Source organism: Cysteiniphilum marinum, from assembly GCF_014857925.1.
GTDB lineage: Bacteria > Pseudomonadota > Gammaproteobacteria > Francisellales > Francisellaceae > Caedibacter > Caedibacter marinus.
In genome coordinates this window covers 1-20,597 of sequence record NZ_JACYVZ010000011.1, presented here as the reverse complement: position 1 = coordinate 20,597, position 20,597 = coordinate 1, and the positions used below count along the sequence as shown (strand labels likewise).

11 protein-coding genes are annotated in these 20,597 nt (G+C 38.0%); 6 read left to right on the top strand and 5 right to left on the bottom strand.

Features of this window, described 5'->3' with window-relative positions; genetic code table 11:
• Window positions 1-51 precede the first annotated feature (51 nt).
• On the top strand, window positions 52-1,398 hold the full coding sequence (locus tag IE867_RS07020) for an alanine/glycine:cation symporter family protein (protein ID WP_192484060.1): 1,347 nt from the start codon (window positions 52-54) through the stop codon (window positions 1,396-1,398).
• A 101-nt stretch (window positions 1,399-1,499) separates the two neighbouring features.
• Here the strand turns inward: IE867_RS07020 and IE867_RS07015 are convergent, their stop codons facing one another.
• Both IE867_RS07015 and IE867_RS07010 read right to left on the bottom strand, forming a co-directional pair.
• Window positions 1,500-1,757, bottom strand: a complete 258-nt coding sequence (locus IE867_RS07015; RefSeq protein ID WP_192484059.1) for a BolA family protein — start codon at window positions 1,755-1,757, stop codon at window positions 1,500-1,502.
• Window positions 1,758-1,761: 4 nt separating this feature from the next.
• Entirely contained in the window at window positions 1,762-2,346 is a 585-nt protein-coding gene (locus IE867_RS07010) for a 5-formyltetrahydrofolate cyclo-ligase (RefSeq protein WP_192484058.1), read from the bottom strand.
• 536 nt (window positions 2,347-2,882) lie between these two features.
• Between IE867_RS07010 and IE867_RS07005 the strand changes: the two genes are divergently transcribed.
• On the top strand, window positions 2,883-5,249 hold the full coding sequence (locus tag IE867_RS07005; protein ID WP_192484057.1) for a hypothetical protein: 2,367 nt from the start codon (window positions 2,883-2,885) through the stop codon (window positions 5,247-5,249).
• Window positions 5,250-5,256: 7 nt separating this feature from the next.
• Here the strand turns inward: IE867_RS07005 and secB are convergent, their stop codons facing one another.
• Both secB and IE867_RS06995 read right to left on the bottom strand, forming a co-directional pair.
• Window positions 5,257-5,715 carry a protein-export chaperone SecB gene (gene secB / locus IE867_RS07000; RefSeq protein ID WP_192484056.1) on the bottom strand — a complete coding sequence of 153 codons (459 nt, stop codon included), beginning with the start codon at window positions 5,713-5,715 and terminating at the stop codon, window positions 5,257-5,259.
• Between the two features lie 120 nt (window positions 5,716-5,835).
• Window positions 5,836-6,723 (bottom strand): NAD(+) kinase, encoded by an 888-nt coding sequence (locus IE867_RS06995; protein ID WP_192484055.1) that lies wholly within the window; start codon window positions 6,721-6,723, stop codon window positions 5,836-5,838.
• A 313-nt stretch (window positions 6,724-7,036) separates the two neighbouring features.
• On the opposite strand from IE867_RS06995, the gene nadA reads away from it, so the two are divergent.
• Entirely contained in the window at window positions 7,037-8,074 is a 1,038-nt protein-coding gene (nadA, locus tag IE867_RS06990; protein WP_192484054.1) for a quinolinate synthase NadA, read from the top strand.
• Entirely contained in the window at window positions 8,071-8,937 is an 867-nt protein-coding gene (nadC, locus tag IE867_RS06985; RefSeq protein ID WP_192484053.1) for a carboxylating nicotinate-nucleotide diphosphorylase, read from the top strand. Before nadA ends, nadC begins: the two co-directional genes overlap by 4 nt.
• 1 nt (window position 8,938) lies before the next feature.
• Here the strand turns inward: nadC and IE867_RS06980 are convergent, their stop codons facing one another.
• Complete coding sequence (locus tag IE867_RS06980; RefSeq protein ID WP_192484052.1) at window positions 8,939-9,415, bottom strand: hypothetical protein; 477 nt, start codon at window positions 9,413-9,415, stop codon at window positions 8,939-8,941.
• 251 nt (window positions 9,416-9,666) lie between these two features.
• Between IE867_RS06980 and IE867_RS06975 the strand changes: the two genes are divergently transcribed.
• Together IE867_RS06975 and IE867_RS06970 are read left to right on the top strand one after the other, a co-directional pair.
• Window positions 9,667-18,171: a hypothetical protein gene (locus IE867_RS06975; protein WP_192484051.1), complete on the top strand. Its 8,505-nt coding sequence runs from the start codon at window positions 9,667-9,669 to the stop codon at window positions 18,169-18,171.
• A gap of 665 nt (window positions 18,172-18,836) precedes the next feature.
• Entirely contained in the window at window positions 18,837-20,303 is a 1,467-nt protein-coding gene (locus IE867_RS06970) for a sphingomyelin phosphodiesterase (protein WP_192484050.1), read from the top strand.
• Window positions 20,304-20,597: the final 294 nt, after the last annotated feature.

Sequence of the window (20,597 nt, the reverse complement as noted above, 5' to 3'; positions counted from 1 at the left end):
GTTTTATTGCTATAGTCAATAGTGTTTGGATGTTCAGTGGAGGAAAGAATAATGGAGTTTATTCATAATATAGTAGCATCAATCAATGGCTATGTATGGGGTCCATACATGTTGGTGCTTATCTTAGGCGTTGGCTTGTTTTTGATGTTGGGATTGGCGTTCTTGCCATTAAGAAAACTAGGGTTTGGTTTTAAACTATTATTTGGGCGTAAAAGAAGTGATAGTAAAGAAAAAGCAGGAGAGATCTCACCTTTTCAAGCATTGATGACGGCACTCTCGGCAACGATTGGAACAGGTAATATTGCAGGAGTTGCAACTGCCATTGCCATTGGTGGGCCAGGTGCAATATTCTGGATGTGGTGCACGGCATTAGTCGGCATGGCAACGAAATATTCCGAAGCGGTATTAGCGGTGAATTTTCGTGAGGTAGATCAAAAAGGCGCCTATGTTGGCGGTCCCATGTATTACATCAAAAATGGCTTAGGTAAACGTTTTGTCTGGCTTGGTATACTGTTTGCTATATTTGGCTCTGTTGCAGGATTTGGTATTGGTAATATGGTGCAGATTAACTCAATGGCAGATGTCATCAATCAGAACTTATATATTCCCAGTTATATCACTGGCACATTTGTCGCATTATTAGTTGCCTTAGTATTGCTTGGAGGCATTAAGCGAATTGCCGAGGTTGCCAGTAAGATTGTCCCTTTTATGGCAGTGGTCTATTTTGTTAGTTGTCTTACTGCGATTATCTTAAATATCAGCGCTTTGCCTGATGCTTTTGCTTTGATTTTAAACCATGCATTTAATCCCATTGCTGCTACTGGTGGCTTTGCAGGTGCGGGTGTGATGCTTGCTATTCAAATGGGTGTTGCCCGAGGGGTGTTTTCCAATGAGGCAGGCTTGGGTTCTGCCCCTATTGCCCATGCTGCAGCTAAAACCAATAGCCCCGTCAAGCAAGGCACGATTGCGATGCTTGGCACATTTATCGATACGATTGTTATTTGCACGATGACAGGTCTTGTTATTATCTTATCTGGGCAGTGGAGTGGTGGCTTAAATGGTGCAAGTCTCTCGTCAGAGGCGATGAATACCTTAATGCCAAATTTCGGCGCTTGGGTAATTACCTTTGGTTTGATTTTATTTGCATTTACAACCGTTCTAGGGTGGAGTTACTATGGTGAGCGCTGTGTTGAGTTTTTATTCGGTGTGAAAGCGATTATTCCTTTTCGGATAATTTGGGTGATTGCAATCCCAATTGGTGCCGTGCTAAAACTTGATTTTGTCTGGTTATTAGCCGATACCTTAAATGGCTTAATGGCGCTACCTAACTTGATTGCATTGTTGCTATTAAGCCCAGTGGTATTTAAGTTATCTTATGCTTATTTTCGTAAAAAATAAGTCGGCTATGACCATATTCCCACCCGCTTTGACTGCGTAAATGTTGACTGAGCGTAAGTCGAAGCCTCTATGAAGTCATGTTTTTTCTATAGTGCGTAACTTCAATTATCAATTTGGATCGATAACGCATGAATTTGAGTTTGCATAAGCTCACCTAAACAAGCATAGATTGCTTGGTGTGCCTTTAGTGTGCTAAGTGAAGTAAGCTTGTTACTGGCAATGCGCAATTTAAAATGCGATTTCCCCGCTTGAAACTGTTTGTGTTTTCGATGTTTATGTGTTTCATCAATAAGCTCTAATCTGGAAGGTGAAAACGCTTTCTCAAGTTTATCAATAATCTCTTTGTCTAATGTACTCATATAATCAGCGAATGATGCGTGTTGGTGTAATAATGGTGTCCATTTTAATATCCCAATCATTCATTGCAATGGAGTTATGTTCAAATGCGTTAAATTGTTGCTCATCAAAAGCAATGCCAACAAATTCAGTTTGGTTAAAGGTTTTGCATAATGCTAATGCGCTATCATAAAATCCTCCACCCATACCAATGCGATTTTTATGTGAATCAAAACCAACCAGTGGCACGATAATCATATCAAGTTCCCATGGGGCTAAAATGTCTTCAGCAATAAACAATGGTTCTTCTAAGTGGTATTTATTAAGTCGTTTGCTCTCTGTTTGTCTAGCAAAAAAAAGTTGACGCTTTTTAAACGGGTGCAATACCGGATAGTAAAGTGCGTGGGTTTCACTTAAAATCTCATCAATCCATCGTGGTGAGACCTCCTCATCAGAGGCATAGTAGCTTGCTATTTTTTTCGGACTTGAAGTTAATAAAGACTCGTAATAGTCAAAAAAAATCCTTTGCAGCTCTTTAGCATATGCTGTTTTTTGTGTCTTAGGAATTGCTTGCCTTTGTCGGCGTAAAGTTTTACGAATACTTTGTTGCATAGCAAATATAAATATCAGAAATAAAGCTCATTGTATGAGAAAAAATACAAATATACCACTCGTGAATCATTTTGCGTTGTTTAATGTCAAAGAAGTTTTTGATAATTTTGAGTCATTGGATTGCAGGTAATAGCTGCTCTTAACAGAGTCTTTGGGCGCTCATTTGCTAAAACAATGAAACTATTCATTGTTTCTTAACGCATTCGCTATTAGCAATATCAAATGGCTCAAAAGAACAATAAATTCAATGGCAGAAAGACTGTAAAATGGTTTGCGAGTGGTATAAGTCGATGCAAAATTGCAGGTTGTAAAAATAAATCTAGCCGCGTGTATAAAATCTGCTTAAAAATGTTTTCAATATCAACAAAACAGCATATGCTGTTTTTGTCTTTTTATTAAACGTTATGTGTTAATTACCATCCGTATTTGTGGTGGGTATAGATACAATAATAGCGATGACAGAAAGATCTAAGGAAAGAACAGGGGAAGTATATAGAACAGTATAGAACAGGAAGCTGGTAATACAGGAGGAAAATATGACAATTCAACGTCTACAGGATCAATCAAAAGCATTGACAGAAGTGATTACACTTTTTTCAAAAGAGGCTAAAGTCTACGCACAAGATATTGATAACTTGGCAAGCCAATATTATTTAAGGATGACGCTAGAGGAGAAACGCCAGCATCGTTTTGATGGCGCGGTAGATGTAGTAATGGGTATGGCAACAGTGGCTGCGACGTTTTTTGGCGGTCCATTGGGTTATGCGATTGCTACCAGTGTTACTAGTATCTATAAAGCATCGCAGGTTGATGGAAGCTTAAAAGAGCGTGTTGCCAATACATTACTTGTTGCTGTGACATCGAATCTGACGAATTATATTGCAGCTAAAACCATTAGTGCGGATATTCGTGGCTTTAGCATGACTGACCCGATGACTGGCAAAAAAAACTATGATTCTACCAATGAGATTTATACTGCAAGATATAAGGCGCAGAACTGTATTAATGAATTTCTAAACACCATGGTCAAATCTGGTGATCGTGGGGCAATAGACAGCAAAACAGTTGAGGAAAAGATTGACTATTTGCAGCGTAATCAAGATAGATATGCAGAGTATGCGTTAAATCAAGCCATTTTAATGGTGAGCTTGCGTTTGTATCATCTTAAATCAATTACAAAGGGAGTGAATTATAAAACCAATTTGTTATACATTAGCCTTGCTAATCTTGTCGCAGCTGTTCAACCGGCGGATCGTCATCTAGGAACCAAAACGCGCGAGGTCTACAATCGCTTTTATGCCGACAAGGATAAGCTAGGTAATATGACACCTGAAGAAATTAAACAAGTACGTCAAGAACTGCTTAAGAAAGTCATTCATTCTGAAGTGATGGCGCGTGATACAAGCTATAATCGCAAATATAAAAAACTCAACTTCACAAGTAATGGACTTCAAAGTGAATCGCTTGAAAGCTATCCTGTTTATACATCAAGCCAAGCCGGTCAAGCTGAACACACTATAACGCGAGAACAATTTTTTAAAGTGATTGATACCAAAGTGACCTTGTGGGCGTATTTTGATGATTACAATAGCTATTTCAATAAAAAGCTAGGTGCTGAAGTAAAAAGAGAAATCGTTAAAATCATTCCTGATAATTATCAAAAGCATTGGAAAGAAACTTTTGGAAATGATTTGCGTGTACGCGACTTAGCAATGATCTATTTAATCAAAGTTATTCCCGAGTTTATTTTAAATGAGCCTATATTTAGCTCATCGTTAACAGGTGAAAACTTGGATGATGCGATGAGTCAATATTTGAGTGCTTTATATAATGGCATTATGAGTGCTTGTTATTTTTATTTAGAATTTTATTCATTGCACAATCGTGTGTTTGGTAGATCGACTATTCGACAAAGAGATATTGATGATGCCGTTACGTTGAGTTTTTGCCTAGCAGAAAAAATAAAAGCAATACTGTGCGCACCTTTATATCGTGTTAAGGTTGATGCTAGGGTATCACGACATGGCAAAGAGAAGCTTGAAACCTATGGGCTTGGTGAAGCGCATTTAAACGAACATAATCAAAATTTAAATGACAATGCTTTTTTAATACTGGTGAATGCTTTTGAACTTAACTCGGTAAAGAATTTTTCTGAATGTAGTACACCGATAGATCATGGTATCTCTGCTATACAGCGTAATGACCTTGCCACTAAAGTGTTTGATCGTCTAAAGATATTTATTTTATCTTGGGATACAGTTGTGCCATATGTTGCTAATCACGCTAACGATTACCAAATGCATGCAGAGATTAATCAAGCATTTGCAGATGATTTGCCAGAACCAACTGCTATTTTAAGCTTAACAAAAACGCGGATTAATCATGCACAAATTACGCATGCGGAAGAAGACTTTAGAAGAATCAGTGAGTTTTATCAAGCACGTGGTAATCAGCGTTATGTATCCGGTGGTATCTCGGTGAAGGTGGGGGCTGTTATGCTCGGTAATGAACGAACAGAGTATGGCAATTATGGTGAGGATTATTTGAAACATTCAATTACAAGTCTGAATACAACGGTGGGTGCAACAAGTCAAAAGCCTGAGCTTAATAAGGCATCACGGTATTTTGCATTACAAAAAAGTTTTTTAAAACAACGCTTGAGTTTACAAGCCTATCATCATAAAAAAGTAAGTATTGAAGATGTGCTTGAGAATATGGAAGAGACAATGCTTTTAATCACGGCCGAATTGTTTGCCAATGAAGACGCCGAAATTGAAAACATTAAACGAAAGCAAAAATATGATGATAATTTACAACGTTTTAATCATGAAATGGCACAGCCTGCAAGAGCAAATGATCATGAGAATGTGAAAAAATCATTAGAAGAAAGAGGAATTATTTAGATTTGGATTAGTGTTGTGTTTGCTCACCTGATTGCTGTTGCGCAAGTCGTTGCATATAAAGTGCGTCAAAGTTAATAGGTGCGAGATTAATCTGAGGGAATCCACCGCGATTAATTAGGCTATCAATGGTTTCTTTGGCATATGGGAATAGTGTGGTTGGGCAGAAAGCACCTAGCATTGGGGCAATTTGATCTTCTGGCATATTTTGTAAAGTGAAAATACCTGCTTGTGAAACTTCGATTAAATAAGCATTGTTGTCACTATTTTTAACGGTAACAGTTAAGCTTAATTCAACTTCGTATACATCATTATCAAGCTTTGATGATGTTGTATCGACGTTAACATTAGCTTCAGGTTGCCATTGTGCTTTGAAAACATCAGGTGTACTTGGTGCTTCAAATGAAATGTCTTTGGTATAAATTTTTTGAATAACGAAGTTAGGTTGGTTGTTTTGTGTGTTTTCCATGTTTAATCCTATTATTTTACTGTTTTCATTATCATTTCTTGTCAAATTTAAGCCGTTATTATGCCCGATCAAAGCCCAAATACAATAGTTTTACTGGCAAACAAAGGCATTGATTAGAATTTAAGGAAAGAGCATTTTGCCCCAATGAAGCTTTGAACGTAATGAGTGAAAATAGTCATAATCCAGCGGATGTAAGATCGTTACTGATTTTGGGCAGCGACTAAGCTTAATGGTGTCCCCTGGCGAAAGTTGTAATTTCATATGACCATCAAAACTTAAGCTTGGTTCTGGGTTATTATACTCGCCAACAGTAATTTGAATATCACAATTAGCATTTAAAACAATCGGGCGGCTATTTAAAGAGTGTGAGAACATCGGCACCATAACGATGGCGTCAAGTCCAGGATGCATAATAGGGCCGCCTGCGGATAGTGCATGCGCGGTTGAACCGGTAGGGGTTGCAATAATCATACCATCAGCACGTTGATCAAAAGCATAGCGACCATCGATGTGGACATGCATCTGAAATAAACGACTATGTTGACCTGCTGCAATGACAATATCATTTAATGCCACGGTTTTTTCAGGTGGGCAGATGTCACTTTTAATAGAAGCTTGCAACATAAAGCGTTGTTCTTGTTGGTAATTCCCCTCAAGCACATCAAACAAACGTGTATTTAGTTCATCGGGGTTAATGTCGGTTAAAAATCCCAATTTGCCACGGTTAACCCCGACAATAGGTATGCTACTTAGCAAAGATAAGCTTCTTGCCGCATTTAAGAAATTACCATCTCCGCCAACAACCACAGCAACATCGCAGTGCTTAGCAATTGCTTTTAAGTCATAACCTTCACCAAAACGATGATCTAAACTCTCCGCCGTTTCAGCTTCAAGATAAATACGTGCTGAGTGTTCAATCAATGTATGTGCTAGATATTCAACGGTCTCAGAAACCGCTGGGTTATCGTGTGTGCCAATAATGGCAATTTTTTTAAAAATAAAACCCATACTATATAGATTGTCCTTAATTTTTTAAACCACAAAATGATACACTAGCATTACAAGCTAAAGCGCATTATCATTGTTAATTGGTTGGTTTATTGTCACTAAAAGTTGTTAAGTATCATATATCAGTTAAGTATTCTTTACCAAATGCTTTTATCTAAAATTGTATGTGTCATCTATATAAATAGCGTTGTTAAATATTTTAAGGTGGTAAGAAAGCGTAAAAAATAATAAAAGTGCTGCTATTTTTTCTTATTTTTGATGGTCTGTGGTACACTCCGAAAACCTTTTATTAGTATATTAAAGTCATCTTAATATGATCAGTGATGTCGAATTTCAATCGCGTGTTGCTCAAGCTTGGCCAAAAGCTGAAAGCTTACAGGTAACGGATGAACAAGAAAAAACCTTTTATCGTGAGAAAATAAAACGATTGTTAAAAGAAAAAAATGCCTGTTTAATTGCGCACTACTATGTTGATGCAGATATTCAAGCATTGGCTGAAGAAACCGGTGGTATGCTAGGCGATTCATTAGCTATGGCGCGCTTTGGAAAGGACCATCCGGCAGATACACTTGTCGTTGCAGGTGTACGCTTTATGGGCGAGAGTGCCAAGATTTTGTCACCTCATAAAAAAGTCATTATGCCGACATTAGAGGCTGAGTGCTCCCTTGATGTAAGTTGCCAGGAAGAAGAGTTTAAAGCATTTATTGCTAAGCATCCTGATCGAACAGTTGTTGTTTATGTCAATACTTCAGCGCGTATTAAGGCCCTAGCTGATTGGACGGTTACCTCATCTAATGCTTTGCAAATTTGTGAGTATTTGGATGAACAGGGTCAAAAGATTCTATGGGCACCAGATAAGTATTTAGGACGTTGGATTGAGAAACAAACTGGCGCTGATATGGTGCATTACAATGGTGCGTGTATTGTACATGAAGAGTTTAAGGCGCGTGCACTCCTTGATTTAAAGACACAATATCCAGAAGCTGCTGTATTAGTGCATCCAGAATCACCTCAAGAGATTGTTGCACTGGCTGATGCGGTGGGTTCCACTTCACAATTATTGGAAGCATCAAAAAACTTACCAAATCCTATTTTTATCGTAGCAACGGAAGCCGGTATTTTCTATAAGATGAAGCAAGCCTCGCCACATAAGGTGTTTATTGAAGCGCCAACTATGGGAAATAGTGCAACATGTAAATCCTGTGCGCATTGTCCTTGGATGGGGATGAATACCTTAAAGAATCTTGCTGAAGTTTTAGAGAATGAGGACAATGAAATTATCGTGCCAGATGATGTGCGTGAGCGTGCAATGGTGCCATTAACGCGAATGGTGGAGTTTAATAATAAATGAGTCATACACACTTACAAACTGAACAAATTACCGAAGTCCCAAAAGCGCTTGTGACAACCATGGTAACGCAAGCATTGGCTGAGGATATTGATCAAGGTGATATTAATGCATTATTGATCAATGAAGATGAACAGGCTCGTGCACGCGTAATCACACGTGAACCGATGGTGATGTGCGGTTATGATTGGGTTAATGAAGTCTTCAGACAGGTTGACCCTAATTTGAAAATCCATTGGTATCATCATGATGGTGATGAAGTTCTTGCTAATAAAACACTTTTTGAAGTGGAGGGTTTAGCACGCAGTATCTTATCTGCTGAGCGCAATGCGCTTAATTTCTTGCAGATGCTCTCAGCAGTTGCCACAAAAACGCGTGAATATGTCAAAGCGATTAAAGGCACTGAGTGCGCAATACTTGATACACGCAAAACGATTCCAGGGTTTCGCTTGGCGCAAAAATATGCCGTCACCTGTGGTGGTGGGATGAATCACCGCATTGGTTTATTTGATGCCTTTTTAATTAAAGAAAACCATATTGCCGCTTGTGATCACTCCATTACCAAGGCGATTGAAAAAGCGCGAGAAATCGCGCCACAGAAAATGGTTGAAGTTGAGGTTGAGAACTTTGATGAGCTCAATGAAGCACTTAAAGCACATGCTGATGTGATTATGCTTGATAATTTCTCATTGAGAGATATGCAAAAGGCCGTCAGTGTCGCTAAGGGTAAAGCGCAACTTGAGGCCTCTGGTAATATGTCACTTGATAGTATTTATGCGGTTGCACAAACCGGCGTTAATTTTATCTCGATTGGTGCATTGACTAAAAACATTCAAGCGATCGATTTGTCGATGCGATTTTTATAGATTACTCAACTTTCCAGTTAGTTGTTACGACCTGATCACCATCTTTTGTATTTGTGCCGTACTTAGGGTGGAATAAGACACCACAGATTGGCGTTGTTAATTGAGCATTTAATGGTTGTCCTTTATCAAAAATATTCGTTGACTCAACAGTAACTACACATGTTTGAGGGCTTACCCCCGCATCTACGCTATAGGTAAGGCTAATTTTAATATCTTTTTGATTTTTGTCTGTTGAATAGAATGTCACTAATCCTGCATTCTTATTATCTTTTGATAGTGCGGCAGGCAAACCACCTTGAGGAAGGCTAAAAGCAGTATTTGGTGTGTCAGCTGTTACATTTGTTAGCGTAGCACCTGCAACTAAATTGTCTCCATATACACTATATGCATAGGCATATGGTGAAACTTGGTTTGCATTTGCAAAGCCAATTAATCCAAGTGAAGCTAGAAGTGTGATGGCAGTGGTTATTTTTTTCATGAATTAACTCCTCAATATTTTAAAGTTACGATTTGATTAAGCAGTATGCTTTGCTGCTTGGTGCTAATTTAACCAAAGCTTACTTTGATTACAAATGACTAAAAGTGACTAACTCTATATATCTTTTGATTGAAATATCCATCATAGCAGCATTAGTAAAAACCCTAGGTATGATCAAATATTTAGCCCGATATAATCTGTTTGAAGAAATTATTTGATTAAAAAACAGATGCGATGGGGTAGTCTTTGACATGTTTTGTTTTAACTATATGCGATATTTATGTTTTGTAGTATATCTTTTACTTATTGCTGGGTGTGGCGTAAAAGGTGACGGGGTTGGTGAAGCTGGTGAAACTAGAGTATCCATTGGCACGAATGTTAGTTTGCCACATTATATAAAAGAACATAGTAAGGCTTTAGTGGTTCTTAAAGTATTCAATGATAAGGAAAACTCGTTAATTATTGGCAATCATTCGGATGCGAGTCATGACGTTAAAATCACAAATATTTTTATCAACAATAAAGAGGTGAGTTTAGCCAAAGACTTGGCAGGTGCGAAAACTTGCTTTAATGATCAGGGTGTTTTTAAGCATTTTACACATGAGTGTACAATCCCTCTTTATGTTACGGCAAGCCAGTTAGGTGTGATTAATTTTGATGTCAGTGTAAGCACGACAACAAATCAAGTATTTGATAAACATTTTTCGACAACCGTTAAGCCACAAGGTAATGCGCTGTTAGATGAGGCAGTACTCAATTTTCTGTCTGCACATAATAACGATATTTTTCTAAGTCATGACACACAGAGTGTGACACTATTTAATCCAAATGTTATCCCTTTAAACAATGTTGCTTTATCGTATAATGGTAAAGTTGTTTCAAGGCAACAGGTCATCCCCGCATTAGCTACTGTAGATATTTCGCTTAATACAGATCATTTGAGTTCATTATTAAACCAAGGTGTGTTTACGATTAGCGCTTCAAATATGCGTGATGATATTCAGCTGAAAACTTATAACAGTCAGGCATTTTCGTTTAATAATGTTTATATTAGCCAACCGAGTCAACGCTATGAAATGACGATCATACCTAAGCATGACTTAAAAATAAGTGCTGTGAATATCATACTGCCAAAGGGTGTGAGGATTGATGGCTATAACCCTTTAGTTGTTGATGGCATCTTGCACGCAAATCAACGCTATAGTCTATGGCTTATTGCTAATACAGATAGCCTTGGTTCGGGTTTTATTAGTGTAACAGGGCAGTTTGATAAGCAAACTGAAGTATATACGGGTAAAGTTATGGTGGCGCCAATAAAACTACAAACGGATGTGCCAATATTTACAGGCAATAGTAAGTCATATTATTTCACAATATATAATGGTTCGCCATTTGCTTGGCAGGGATTTTCTCAAGTTAATTTTGATGATAGCGAGTTTGTCAAAGATCAGCGCTTTTCTTATCTTCCTCAGCCACAGGATTGCTTGCATCTGACATCACTTAAAGCAAACGAAGCCTGTAAGATATACTATGGCTACCTACCACCGCAAAAAGAGCAGCAAGATAGCGAGCCCTATTATTTAAAAATTAATGCGCTTGATAGCAACTTACAAACTGATACCGAGATTCCTGTTTATGTTAAACCCATTGGGCAAAAGTTTTGGCGCTTTTATCATAAAATAAACGATACTGATTATTTGTACACGCTTTACAATGGCAGCGACACACCTGTTAGCACCGAGATACTGAGTAAGGGTGTTGACGTTAGTAGTCAGCTAAAAAGGCATGCTTGTGAGTTTGTAAATCAAAGCGTTACTTTAGCAAGTCATGGAGTATGTCAGTTTAAGGTAGAAGTTGGCAGTGAACCGGCAACATTAGATATCAAAAATAATTTATTTAACACCAGAGATTATATTTTCCCTATACGTGGTGTGTTGGCAAATATGGGTAGTCAAATCCATATGTTGTTATCACAAGGCTCGCAAGACAGTCAGACGATAGATGTTGCTAAGTTAGATCCTAAGATCAAATCAATACATAGTGCCATAGCAGATGAGCATGGAGATATTTATTTTGCAAGTGATGATGTAAGTAATACGCTATTTAAGTATAGTAATGAGCAATTATTGCCATTAACACTCTCTCAAACCTATCCACAATTTCTGCAACACTTACTTTATGTTGATAGTATGCAGGCAATACTTGTTACAAGTTATAATCCTGTGACTAAGTTAAATAATGTTTATCAGGTTGCCAGTGACTTCAGTAGTGTTAACAAAGTTGCGAGTTTTACAGGCTCTATTCAATCATTAATTTTAGTTGGTAAAGAGCAAGCGCTACTTGCGATTAACACATCAAGTAACAGTGGGGTGCGATATATTACTATAGCGCAGGATGCAAGCAAAACGCACATAGAGCCACTGATACATTTATTTGATAGTCCGCGCTATATTATGGCGTTATCAAGTCAGAATGGGCTGATTAATATTCTTGTTAATTTGATGGGGCAGTTAACATGGTATCAATTATCAGAAAAAGGTGAGTTAATATCGCGCTCAATTGAAGTCAGCAATATTCTGCCATATGGATTGTTAAGTGCAATTACAGGCATTGATGATGCGTTTTATATCAGTAATTTACGCTCTCAATCTGGCAAATATTTACTTTATTTCACCGCAGGCAATAGTGTCAAAGAGGTTTATCAAAGTGCGAGTAATTATCAGCATATGACCTTGGCAAACCAAGGGGTTTATTATAGCGCCAAAAACCATGGTGGAACCTATGATGTTAGTCAACTATCGCCAGCTCAAGAAGAAAAGACTAAAAGCAATAAAGTACTTATATCTTTGAGCAATAACCCTGCGTTTATGCAGTCAGTGAAAAAAAGTGTCATCTCGACACAAGATTATGCAGTCTATTTACCGCAAAAAATCACATTGCAAGAAGGGCAAAATCACTCACTAACACCGGTTATTTTCCCAGAGGATAAAAGTTTGCATTATCAATGGGACTTTGCAAAAGAGGTACATAATGTAGATAGTGCGCAAAAAACAGTACAGATAACAGCACCGGCATACCATAAAGATCATAATACCTATGACTTTAAATTAGTTGTTGCCGATAGCAAAGGCAATAAACAAACTGTTTTCTCCTCACTTGAGGTATTGGCCGATAGCAAAAAGAAAGCAACAGCAAATGCTGGTTTAGCTCAGTCAGTTGAGGAAGGTAAAACACATCAAGTGCTTGCTAGTGCCATTGCTGGAGAGGGTAGGTCTATCAGCTCATATCATTGGCATGGCAATGGTGCAAGTTATTTAAGTGATCCTAATGTATTACAACCAATTTTCACAGCACCTGCTTATAAGGGAGCTTTTCAAGATAAGTATGAATTAACGTTGAGTGTGACAGATAATGCAGGCATTGTTAGTGAGCCTAGTAGTGTTATTTATACGGTGACGCCAGATGCGATATTAGAACCAAGTGTTGAGATTGTAGCGGATACACAGGTAACAGAGGGGCAAAAGATAACATTAGAAGCAAAAGCAACCGCAAAAGGTCAGCGCAGTATCCCTGAGGATAACTACCACTGGCTAGTACCTGAAGGTTGGGAGGTTATAGGCAATCGCAATCATAAACAATTAACAGTAAAAGTGCCTAAATATACAACAACAGGCATTAAAGGCAGCTTTAAAGTTTCGGTGATTGATAGCGTAGGTGCCAAGAGTGCTCAAGCAGATCATAGTATTGAAATCATGGCGGATGAAGGTTTAAAACCAAAGGTGAGTTTAGGTAGTGATCGCACGGTGATTGAAGGGCAAAGCATTACTATTAATACAGTTGCTCAAGCAGGTAATGGTCGATCAATTAGTAAATATCAGTTCTCTGGTTCAGCGGTAGCACATTTGAAAGGACAAGATCAAGAAAGGGTCTTTACAGCACCAAGCTTCTCAGGTGGTGAGGATAAGTATCAATTACAAGTGATCGCAATTGATAATACTGGGATTCAAAGTGAACCCGCATCTATTCATATCATTGTGACGTCTGATAGCAATAAAGATCCGATTATAAATAGTATTAGTGACAATAAGGATGGTAAGGTAATTGAAGGTGATAACATTACTTTAATAGCGCATGCACAAGCTGGTAATGGTAGAAGTATTCCTACCAATGCCTATCATTGGCTAATAAAAAATAAGGCATGGAAAATAGATGAGGCAAGTGATAAAAGTGAACTTCATTTACAGGCCCCTGCTTATAGTGGTTCATCTGAAGATGAGCTTGAGGTAAGCTTATTTGTCACTGATAACACAAAGCAATCAAGTGCGACAGTCAGTCACACTATTATTGTTATGCCTGATTCAAAATTGAAGCCTGAAATTATCATGGTTAACCCTCTAAGAAAAGTAACAGAAGGTGATAAAGTTAATGTTGATAACATTACGGTACAAGCAAAAGGGCAGCGTCAAATTACCAGCTATAAATGGGTAGCTAGCGGTGGTATTCAGTTAAATGCATCAAACACCTTAAGTCCCAGTTTTACAGCACCAGCTTATCAGTTAAACGGTAATGAATATCAGTTGGAGCTGACAGTGACTGATTCAACAGGGCAGATATCAACAAAAATACTTAAATATATTGTAGAAGCTAATAGCGCTCTAAAGCCTACAGTAACAATTCAAGGCAATAAAGAGGTTACTGAAAATCAAGAGATCACCTTAAGTGCTGATGCACAAGCCAAAGGTGGGCGCAATATTCCAGAGAGCAATTATCATTGGATAATTCCTAAGGACTGGGAAATTTTAGGAGATAAAGAAGGAAAGCATATTAGTTTAAAAGCACCGGCATACAGTGGATTAGGTCAAGAAGGTAAGCTTGCGTTAACGGTTATTGATAGCTCAGGGATAAGTAGTGATCAAACAATATTAACAATATCTGTTAACCCTGATGATACACTTAAGCCAACAGCGAATGCAGGAGGTAATCAAACAATAGAGGAGGGCCAATCTTATCAAGTATTAGGATCAGGCAAGGCAAAGGGTAATCGATATATTAAATCCTATACATGGAGTGGTAATGGTGCAAAGTATCTAACATCAGGGAAGGATACCGCGACACCTACATTTACAGCCCCAGCATATAGGGGTGGCGCAGATAGCTATCGTTTATCTTTGGTTGTTACTGATAATACAGGTGTTAACAGCGCTGTTAGTACAGTGACTTATACAATTCAAGCAAATAGCAGTCTAAAGCCCACAGTAACAATCCAAGGCGCTACAGAGGTTACAGAAAGTCAACAGGTCACCTTAAATGCTAACGCACAAGCCAAAGGTGGGCGCAATATTCCAGAGAATAAATATCATTGGCTGGTCCCAAAGGGATGGGAGGTTGTCGGAAATAAGACAGCAAAATACATTACCTTAAGAGCGCCGGCGTATAGTGGATTGGGTCAAGAAGGTGAAATTGCATTAACCGTTATTGATAATACAGGGGTAAGCAGTGATCAAACAACCTTGAGCATATCCGTTGATCCTGATGATGCACTTAAGCCAACGGCCAATGCAGGAAGTAATCAAATAATAGAGGAAGGTCAATCTCGCCAAGTATCAGGTTCAGGCAGTCCAAAAGGTGGTCGATATATTAAATCTTATACATGGAGTGGTAATGGCGCACAGTATTTAACATCAGGGAAAGATACAGCAACCCCCGTATTTACAGCGCCCGCATATAACGGTATCTCAGATAGCTACAATTTATCATTGGTTGTTACCGATAATACAGGGGTTAAAAGCATTGCTAATACAGTGAAGTATACAATACAAGCCAATAGCAATTTAAAGCCGACGGTCACAATTCAAGGAGATAAACAGCTTATAGAAAACCAAGAGATCACCTTAAATGCTAATGCACAAGCAAAGGGTGGGCGCAATATTCCAGAAGATAATTATCATTGGCTTATCCCTAAGGGTTGGGCGTTCATAGGAGATCAACACGCAAAGCATATTACCTTAAAAGCACCAGCATATAGTGGGTCAGGTCAACAAGGTGAAATAGGATTAACAGTTATAGACAGCACAGGGGTAAGTAGTGATCACGCCATATTAACTATATCAGTTGATGCGGATGATGCTCTAGCGCCAACGGTAGTATTAGGCGGAAACCATCGTGTTATTGAAGGAGAGAAGATAAATATTAACGCAATAGTCAATGCAGGTGTTGGACGAAATATTGAAGACTATCAGTGGTCTGGAACTGCTATGGCACATACAACAGGAGGCGATACGCATAAAGAGTTTACTGCACCTATGTTTAATCAAGGTGGTAAAAATAGCTATGTGCTTAAATTAACCGTTACCGATAATACCGGAGTGCAAACTGAGCAATCGATAATAATTAATGTGCTTGAAAATATGCAATTACAAATAGTCGCAACAAAACCATTACCTGAAAATATTATGATTAATCAACCTTATAAAGTGCAGTTTCGCGTGATAAATCAAGGCAATCGAATTGCCAAAGGCTTAGGAAACATTATTTTCTCTGATGGCTTACAGCAAAGTAGTAGTACTTGCTCTCAAGACTTAGGCATCGGTGATTCTTGTGAGATTAATGCTATATTTGAAACAGCGACTAAAGGTGCCTATACGCCCACGATAAAAGTAATGTATGCAAATAAAGCACAAATGATGGCAAGTGTTGGAAGTACTGTGGCTACTGAAGTTGAAACTTTACATTGGGATTTTGCAAAAGAAGGTGACAGGCGTTTTTCCGGTGCTACTTTGGGCTATAAAGATAAGTTTATCAACACCAATGCTCAGTTGCTTGCCTATGTAAATGTAGCTGATCTGCAAGCAACTGCAAATACAGAGATATCTGGGGTGCCAAGTAAGTTGACCGATAAAGAAACCATTGGCAACCCTGATCACACCGCTTTTAGCGCAGAGCTTAAAAATGCGCAAGGTAAAGTTGTCAACTTTAATTTTATGGGTTATAGAAGCCTTATCGATGGCTACCGTTGGTTTCCATTAAATAGGTTAACTGATCAAATGCTAGATAAAAACCAAATGATCTTTCAGTTGGTCAAAACAGCTGCTTATGATCAAGCACACGCGGGTCGTTATACAGGACAAGTATTAATGAGTGTCAAAGGTCCTGACTTCGGTTATCAGTTGATATACGATGTGGCTTTAACCGTTATAATATATCAAGCCCCAAGCATTACAATGCCAGATAATGGTAATATCATTGAGCAAACCAATAAAGCCTTAAGTGCTACGGTTCAGGGCGATACAAGTGCACCAGATCAGACTCTTAGCTACCATTGGCAGGCATCAGATGCCCATATCGTAATCAATAATGCGAATCAATTAAATGCAAGCTTTGATGTGCCAGCTTATCATGCTAATGGTAACAATCAATATACATTCACTTTAACGGTTACAAATGCTTATGGCAAATCATCAACTGGGCAGGTGACCTACCAAGTAACATCTAATGACGGTTTTTTACCGACAGTTAATATCAATGGTGTGAGCGATATTGTCGAGTCTCATGAGCTTACCCTAAATGCTGATGCACAAGCCAAAGGCGGGCGAAGTATAAGCCATTATACTTGGCATATTCCCGCACCTTGGCAAATCATTAGTGATGCTAATCAAGCGCAAGTTACCATTAAAGCACCTCAATATAAATCAGCGGGGCAAAGTGCTAATATCTCTATAGAGGTGACAGATAGTGAAGGTTTTAAAGCAAATGCACAGCATTCAGTAGCAATTAAACCAGATCCCGTACTAGCGCCAAGTGTTACTTTGGGCGCAGATCAGGAGATTCTTGAAGGTCAGGAAATGCGTTTAAATGCGCAAGCAACCGCTGGAAAAGGGCGCAGTATCCCGAGTAATAATTATTACTGGAGTGCTAGCTGTGGTAATTGTTTAAGTGCGGGTAATGTCTATAATCCAGTGTTTACTGTGCCTGATTATAATCTGAATAATAATCGATACAGTATACAAGTCTATGTTGTAGATGATAGTGGCCAAAGTAGCAGTACAGCTGTTGTTAAATATAGTGTTAAACCAGATCCACAGTTAAATCCAAGTGTGAAAATTATTGGGCATCAAGCAACAGTAATCGGTTCTGAATTAACACTCGAGGCACAAGGAAGCGCAAAAGGGAGAAGGCAATTGGTAGTACAACCTTATCTATGGACAATTCCAAGTAATTGGAAGTTGATTTCAGGCAGTAAAACCAGCGCAAAAATTGTATTACAAGCACCAAGTGTTGTAAGTAATAATAATGTTAGTGTACAAGTAATGGATAATTTAGGTTTTAGCTCGAGCGCCTCTCAAGAGATTGCTTCTGTAGATGAGCCTAAGTTAGGCACAAGTATGAAAACTTTCTCAGATGGCAAATTTAATTTACACACTCGGCTTTTATTTTACTTTTCTAACTGGTACATAGAAACATATGGTGTGAAATTTACTAATTACAGGGGTACAATAGATGATTTTCAAAATATCCCTATATCACAGGCACAACAAGGCGAGTTGCCTTGGGTAGAGGGTGACAGAAAAATTCAATATAATAAATACTACGGTGGAGGCGCCAGAAATGACTTGTATCATGAATTACAAACATCTGCAGCCAATATATTTAACTGGAACTCAACGCCATTTAATTATCATTTAACGTTTAAGTTAAAAAACAAAAAATATCCAGAGCTTGTCATAACTAGGCGCTTTGATTATTCTGTTTCACGTTAGTAAGTGATATGTCTGATAAATGGTATATAAAACTAATGCCGCTACCTTAAGAAGTGGTTTGTGAATATAAGCTTTGCAAAAAGCAGACATCAACCATCCTTGGCAAACTGGATTGCCGCGCATCCATGCTCGCAATGACGCCCCTGACTTGTCATCCTGAGCCAGGATGGCGTAAGGATCCAATGCGAAGCGGCCATGGATGGTTATCAATCCTCCTAAAGGTAGTGCCATTAGTATATAAAACAAGATGGCTACAACAAAAAAATAGCAATAGCTGCAATTGCTATAACAGATATGGCGCAGACACCACCAATAGTCCAAATTACTTTCATCTCAGGTTTTGTCATTTTTTGATTAAGGTCGCTACTTAATCTTAATATACTCCATGCATAATAGTGCATTACACTTTTTTCCTTTTTTATTAATTTATAAATGCCACATGTTGTGTGTAGCTGCGTATGCCATCCAAGCGCATAAATAATTTATGAATTTGACGGACAGTGCTAAGGTAATCAAAAACCGATAAATGATTAACAGGGAAAAACCCTAAATTATGTAATTTTTTAACTATTGAGTACTTTTACTAGTTATTTAAAATTTTTTAAGTGATTAGAATTTTATTAAACCAATGATGGGTTGAAAATAAAAAAGGATAAAGGGAAATTATGATGAAAAAATCTATCTTAATGCTTAGTTTGTTATGTAGTGGTCTGTCATATGCGGAATATCATATTGAGTTTATTAATAATACAAATAGAGCATTGAAAGCGCAGTCTTCTTTCAATGCAGGTGCATCATCACAAGCAATTTCTACTAGTGCATACAAGGGATATGATAAGGATATTTCACCTTATGGATATGCACCTTTGTTTGATATCAACTATAACAAAGGGATTAAAAATAGTCAGACATATTGTTTTGTCAGCACATTAACGGATCTAAGTCATCAAAAAGCATTTAATCGCATTGATTTTAATTTGTGTGTTAGAGGGGATTGGATTGGCTCTAGTGTTATGTCTTCTGATAGTGAAGTGTACACAGATGATGGGCATAGCAAAATAACACTTTTTGATCATAAACCAACACCAGGAAGTTTTCCTTATAATACTCAGCTTATTAGCAAAAAAGAGATATTTACACATGATGGACAAGCTTTTAATTTATATATAGGCATTGTGCATCACGGTGCTAGTGTGCAAAGTACCGATGATATTTTCTTTGTGCTTGATGCGCCACAGCAGTCATTGGCATCGCAGGTTAATGAAGAAGCTAATGTACTAAATGTTTTAACCTATAATGTGCAGTTAAACCCTTTTTACTTTGCCGTAGGGAATACGCGTATGAATATGGCCAGTGAAAGGGCAACGATTATCCCGACTAAAATCCAACATTATGATGTCGTTGTTGCTGAGGAGTTATTTGACAAATCGCATCGTGAGCATTTTATTGCCGGAATGAGCAAATCTTATCCTTACCATTATGGTCCAGTATACCCCAGTGAGGTTGATCCAATATTAACCAGCGGTGTGGTTATATTTAGCCGTTGGCCAATTGTGCAAAGTGATGCACTGATCTATAGTGATTGTACTGGTTCAGATTGTGGTGCTCACAAGACGATTCAGTGGGTTAAAATCAATAAAAAAGGTAAACTTTACAATATTTTTGGTACGCATACTCAAGCATGGAATGATGAAAAGGCGATTGCAGCACGAGATCAACAATTTCAACAAATATATAGTTTTATTCAAAGTAGAAATATTCCAAATACTGAGCCCGTATTATTGATGGGAGATCTAAATATAAACTGGTGGGAAAAGGATAAAGTGCAGTATAATCGCAATATCATGCCGCATGTATTGCAAGCAGCACATTGGATTAACCAAACCTTAGTACCTTACTCATCTGACTTCACTAAGAATAAGATGAATACCGATGACTCACGCGAAATGTTGGATTATGTTTTAGCAATCAAGGATTACAAGCAGCCAATAATACAAACCACACAAATTTTAGTGCTAAGAGCGCCAGATGAGAATGCGATGTATGATGGTGGGCTTAAAGTGCCGTATGCACCATATGGGATGCTTGATTTATCGGATCATTTTGCCCTAGAAAGCCAACTTGTTTATTAATAATTTTATAATTTCCTAAATATCAGACTAATAGCTGAATTTACGCACTTTGTTTACGAGGCGGGGTGTTGAAATAGCAAAAGTTCGTAAGTCCAGTAATAGAAGTAGTTTCTCAGAATTTCTCAGGAGAGAGCAATAGGGGTAATAGCAAATAAGATATCGTTATAAAAGGAGATGAGATGATTAAATCTACAGCTCACCGGTTTAATTCTAATCAAGTGTATAATATTAACTTGGTTGGAGCAGATAGATGATAGATTGGATCGTTAATTTAGGGCGTATTGACCCTGTAAA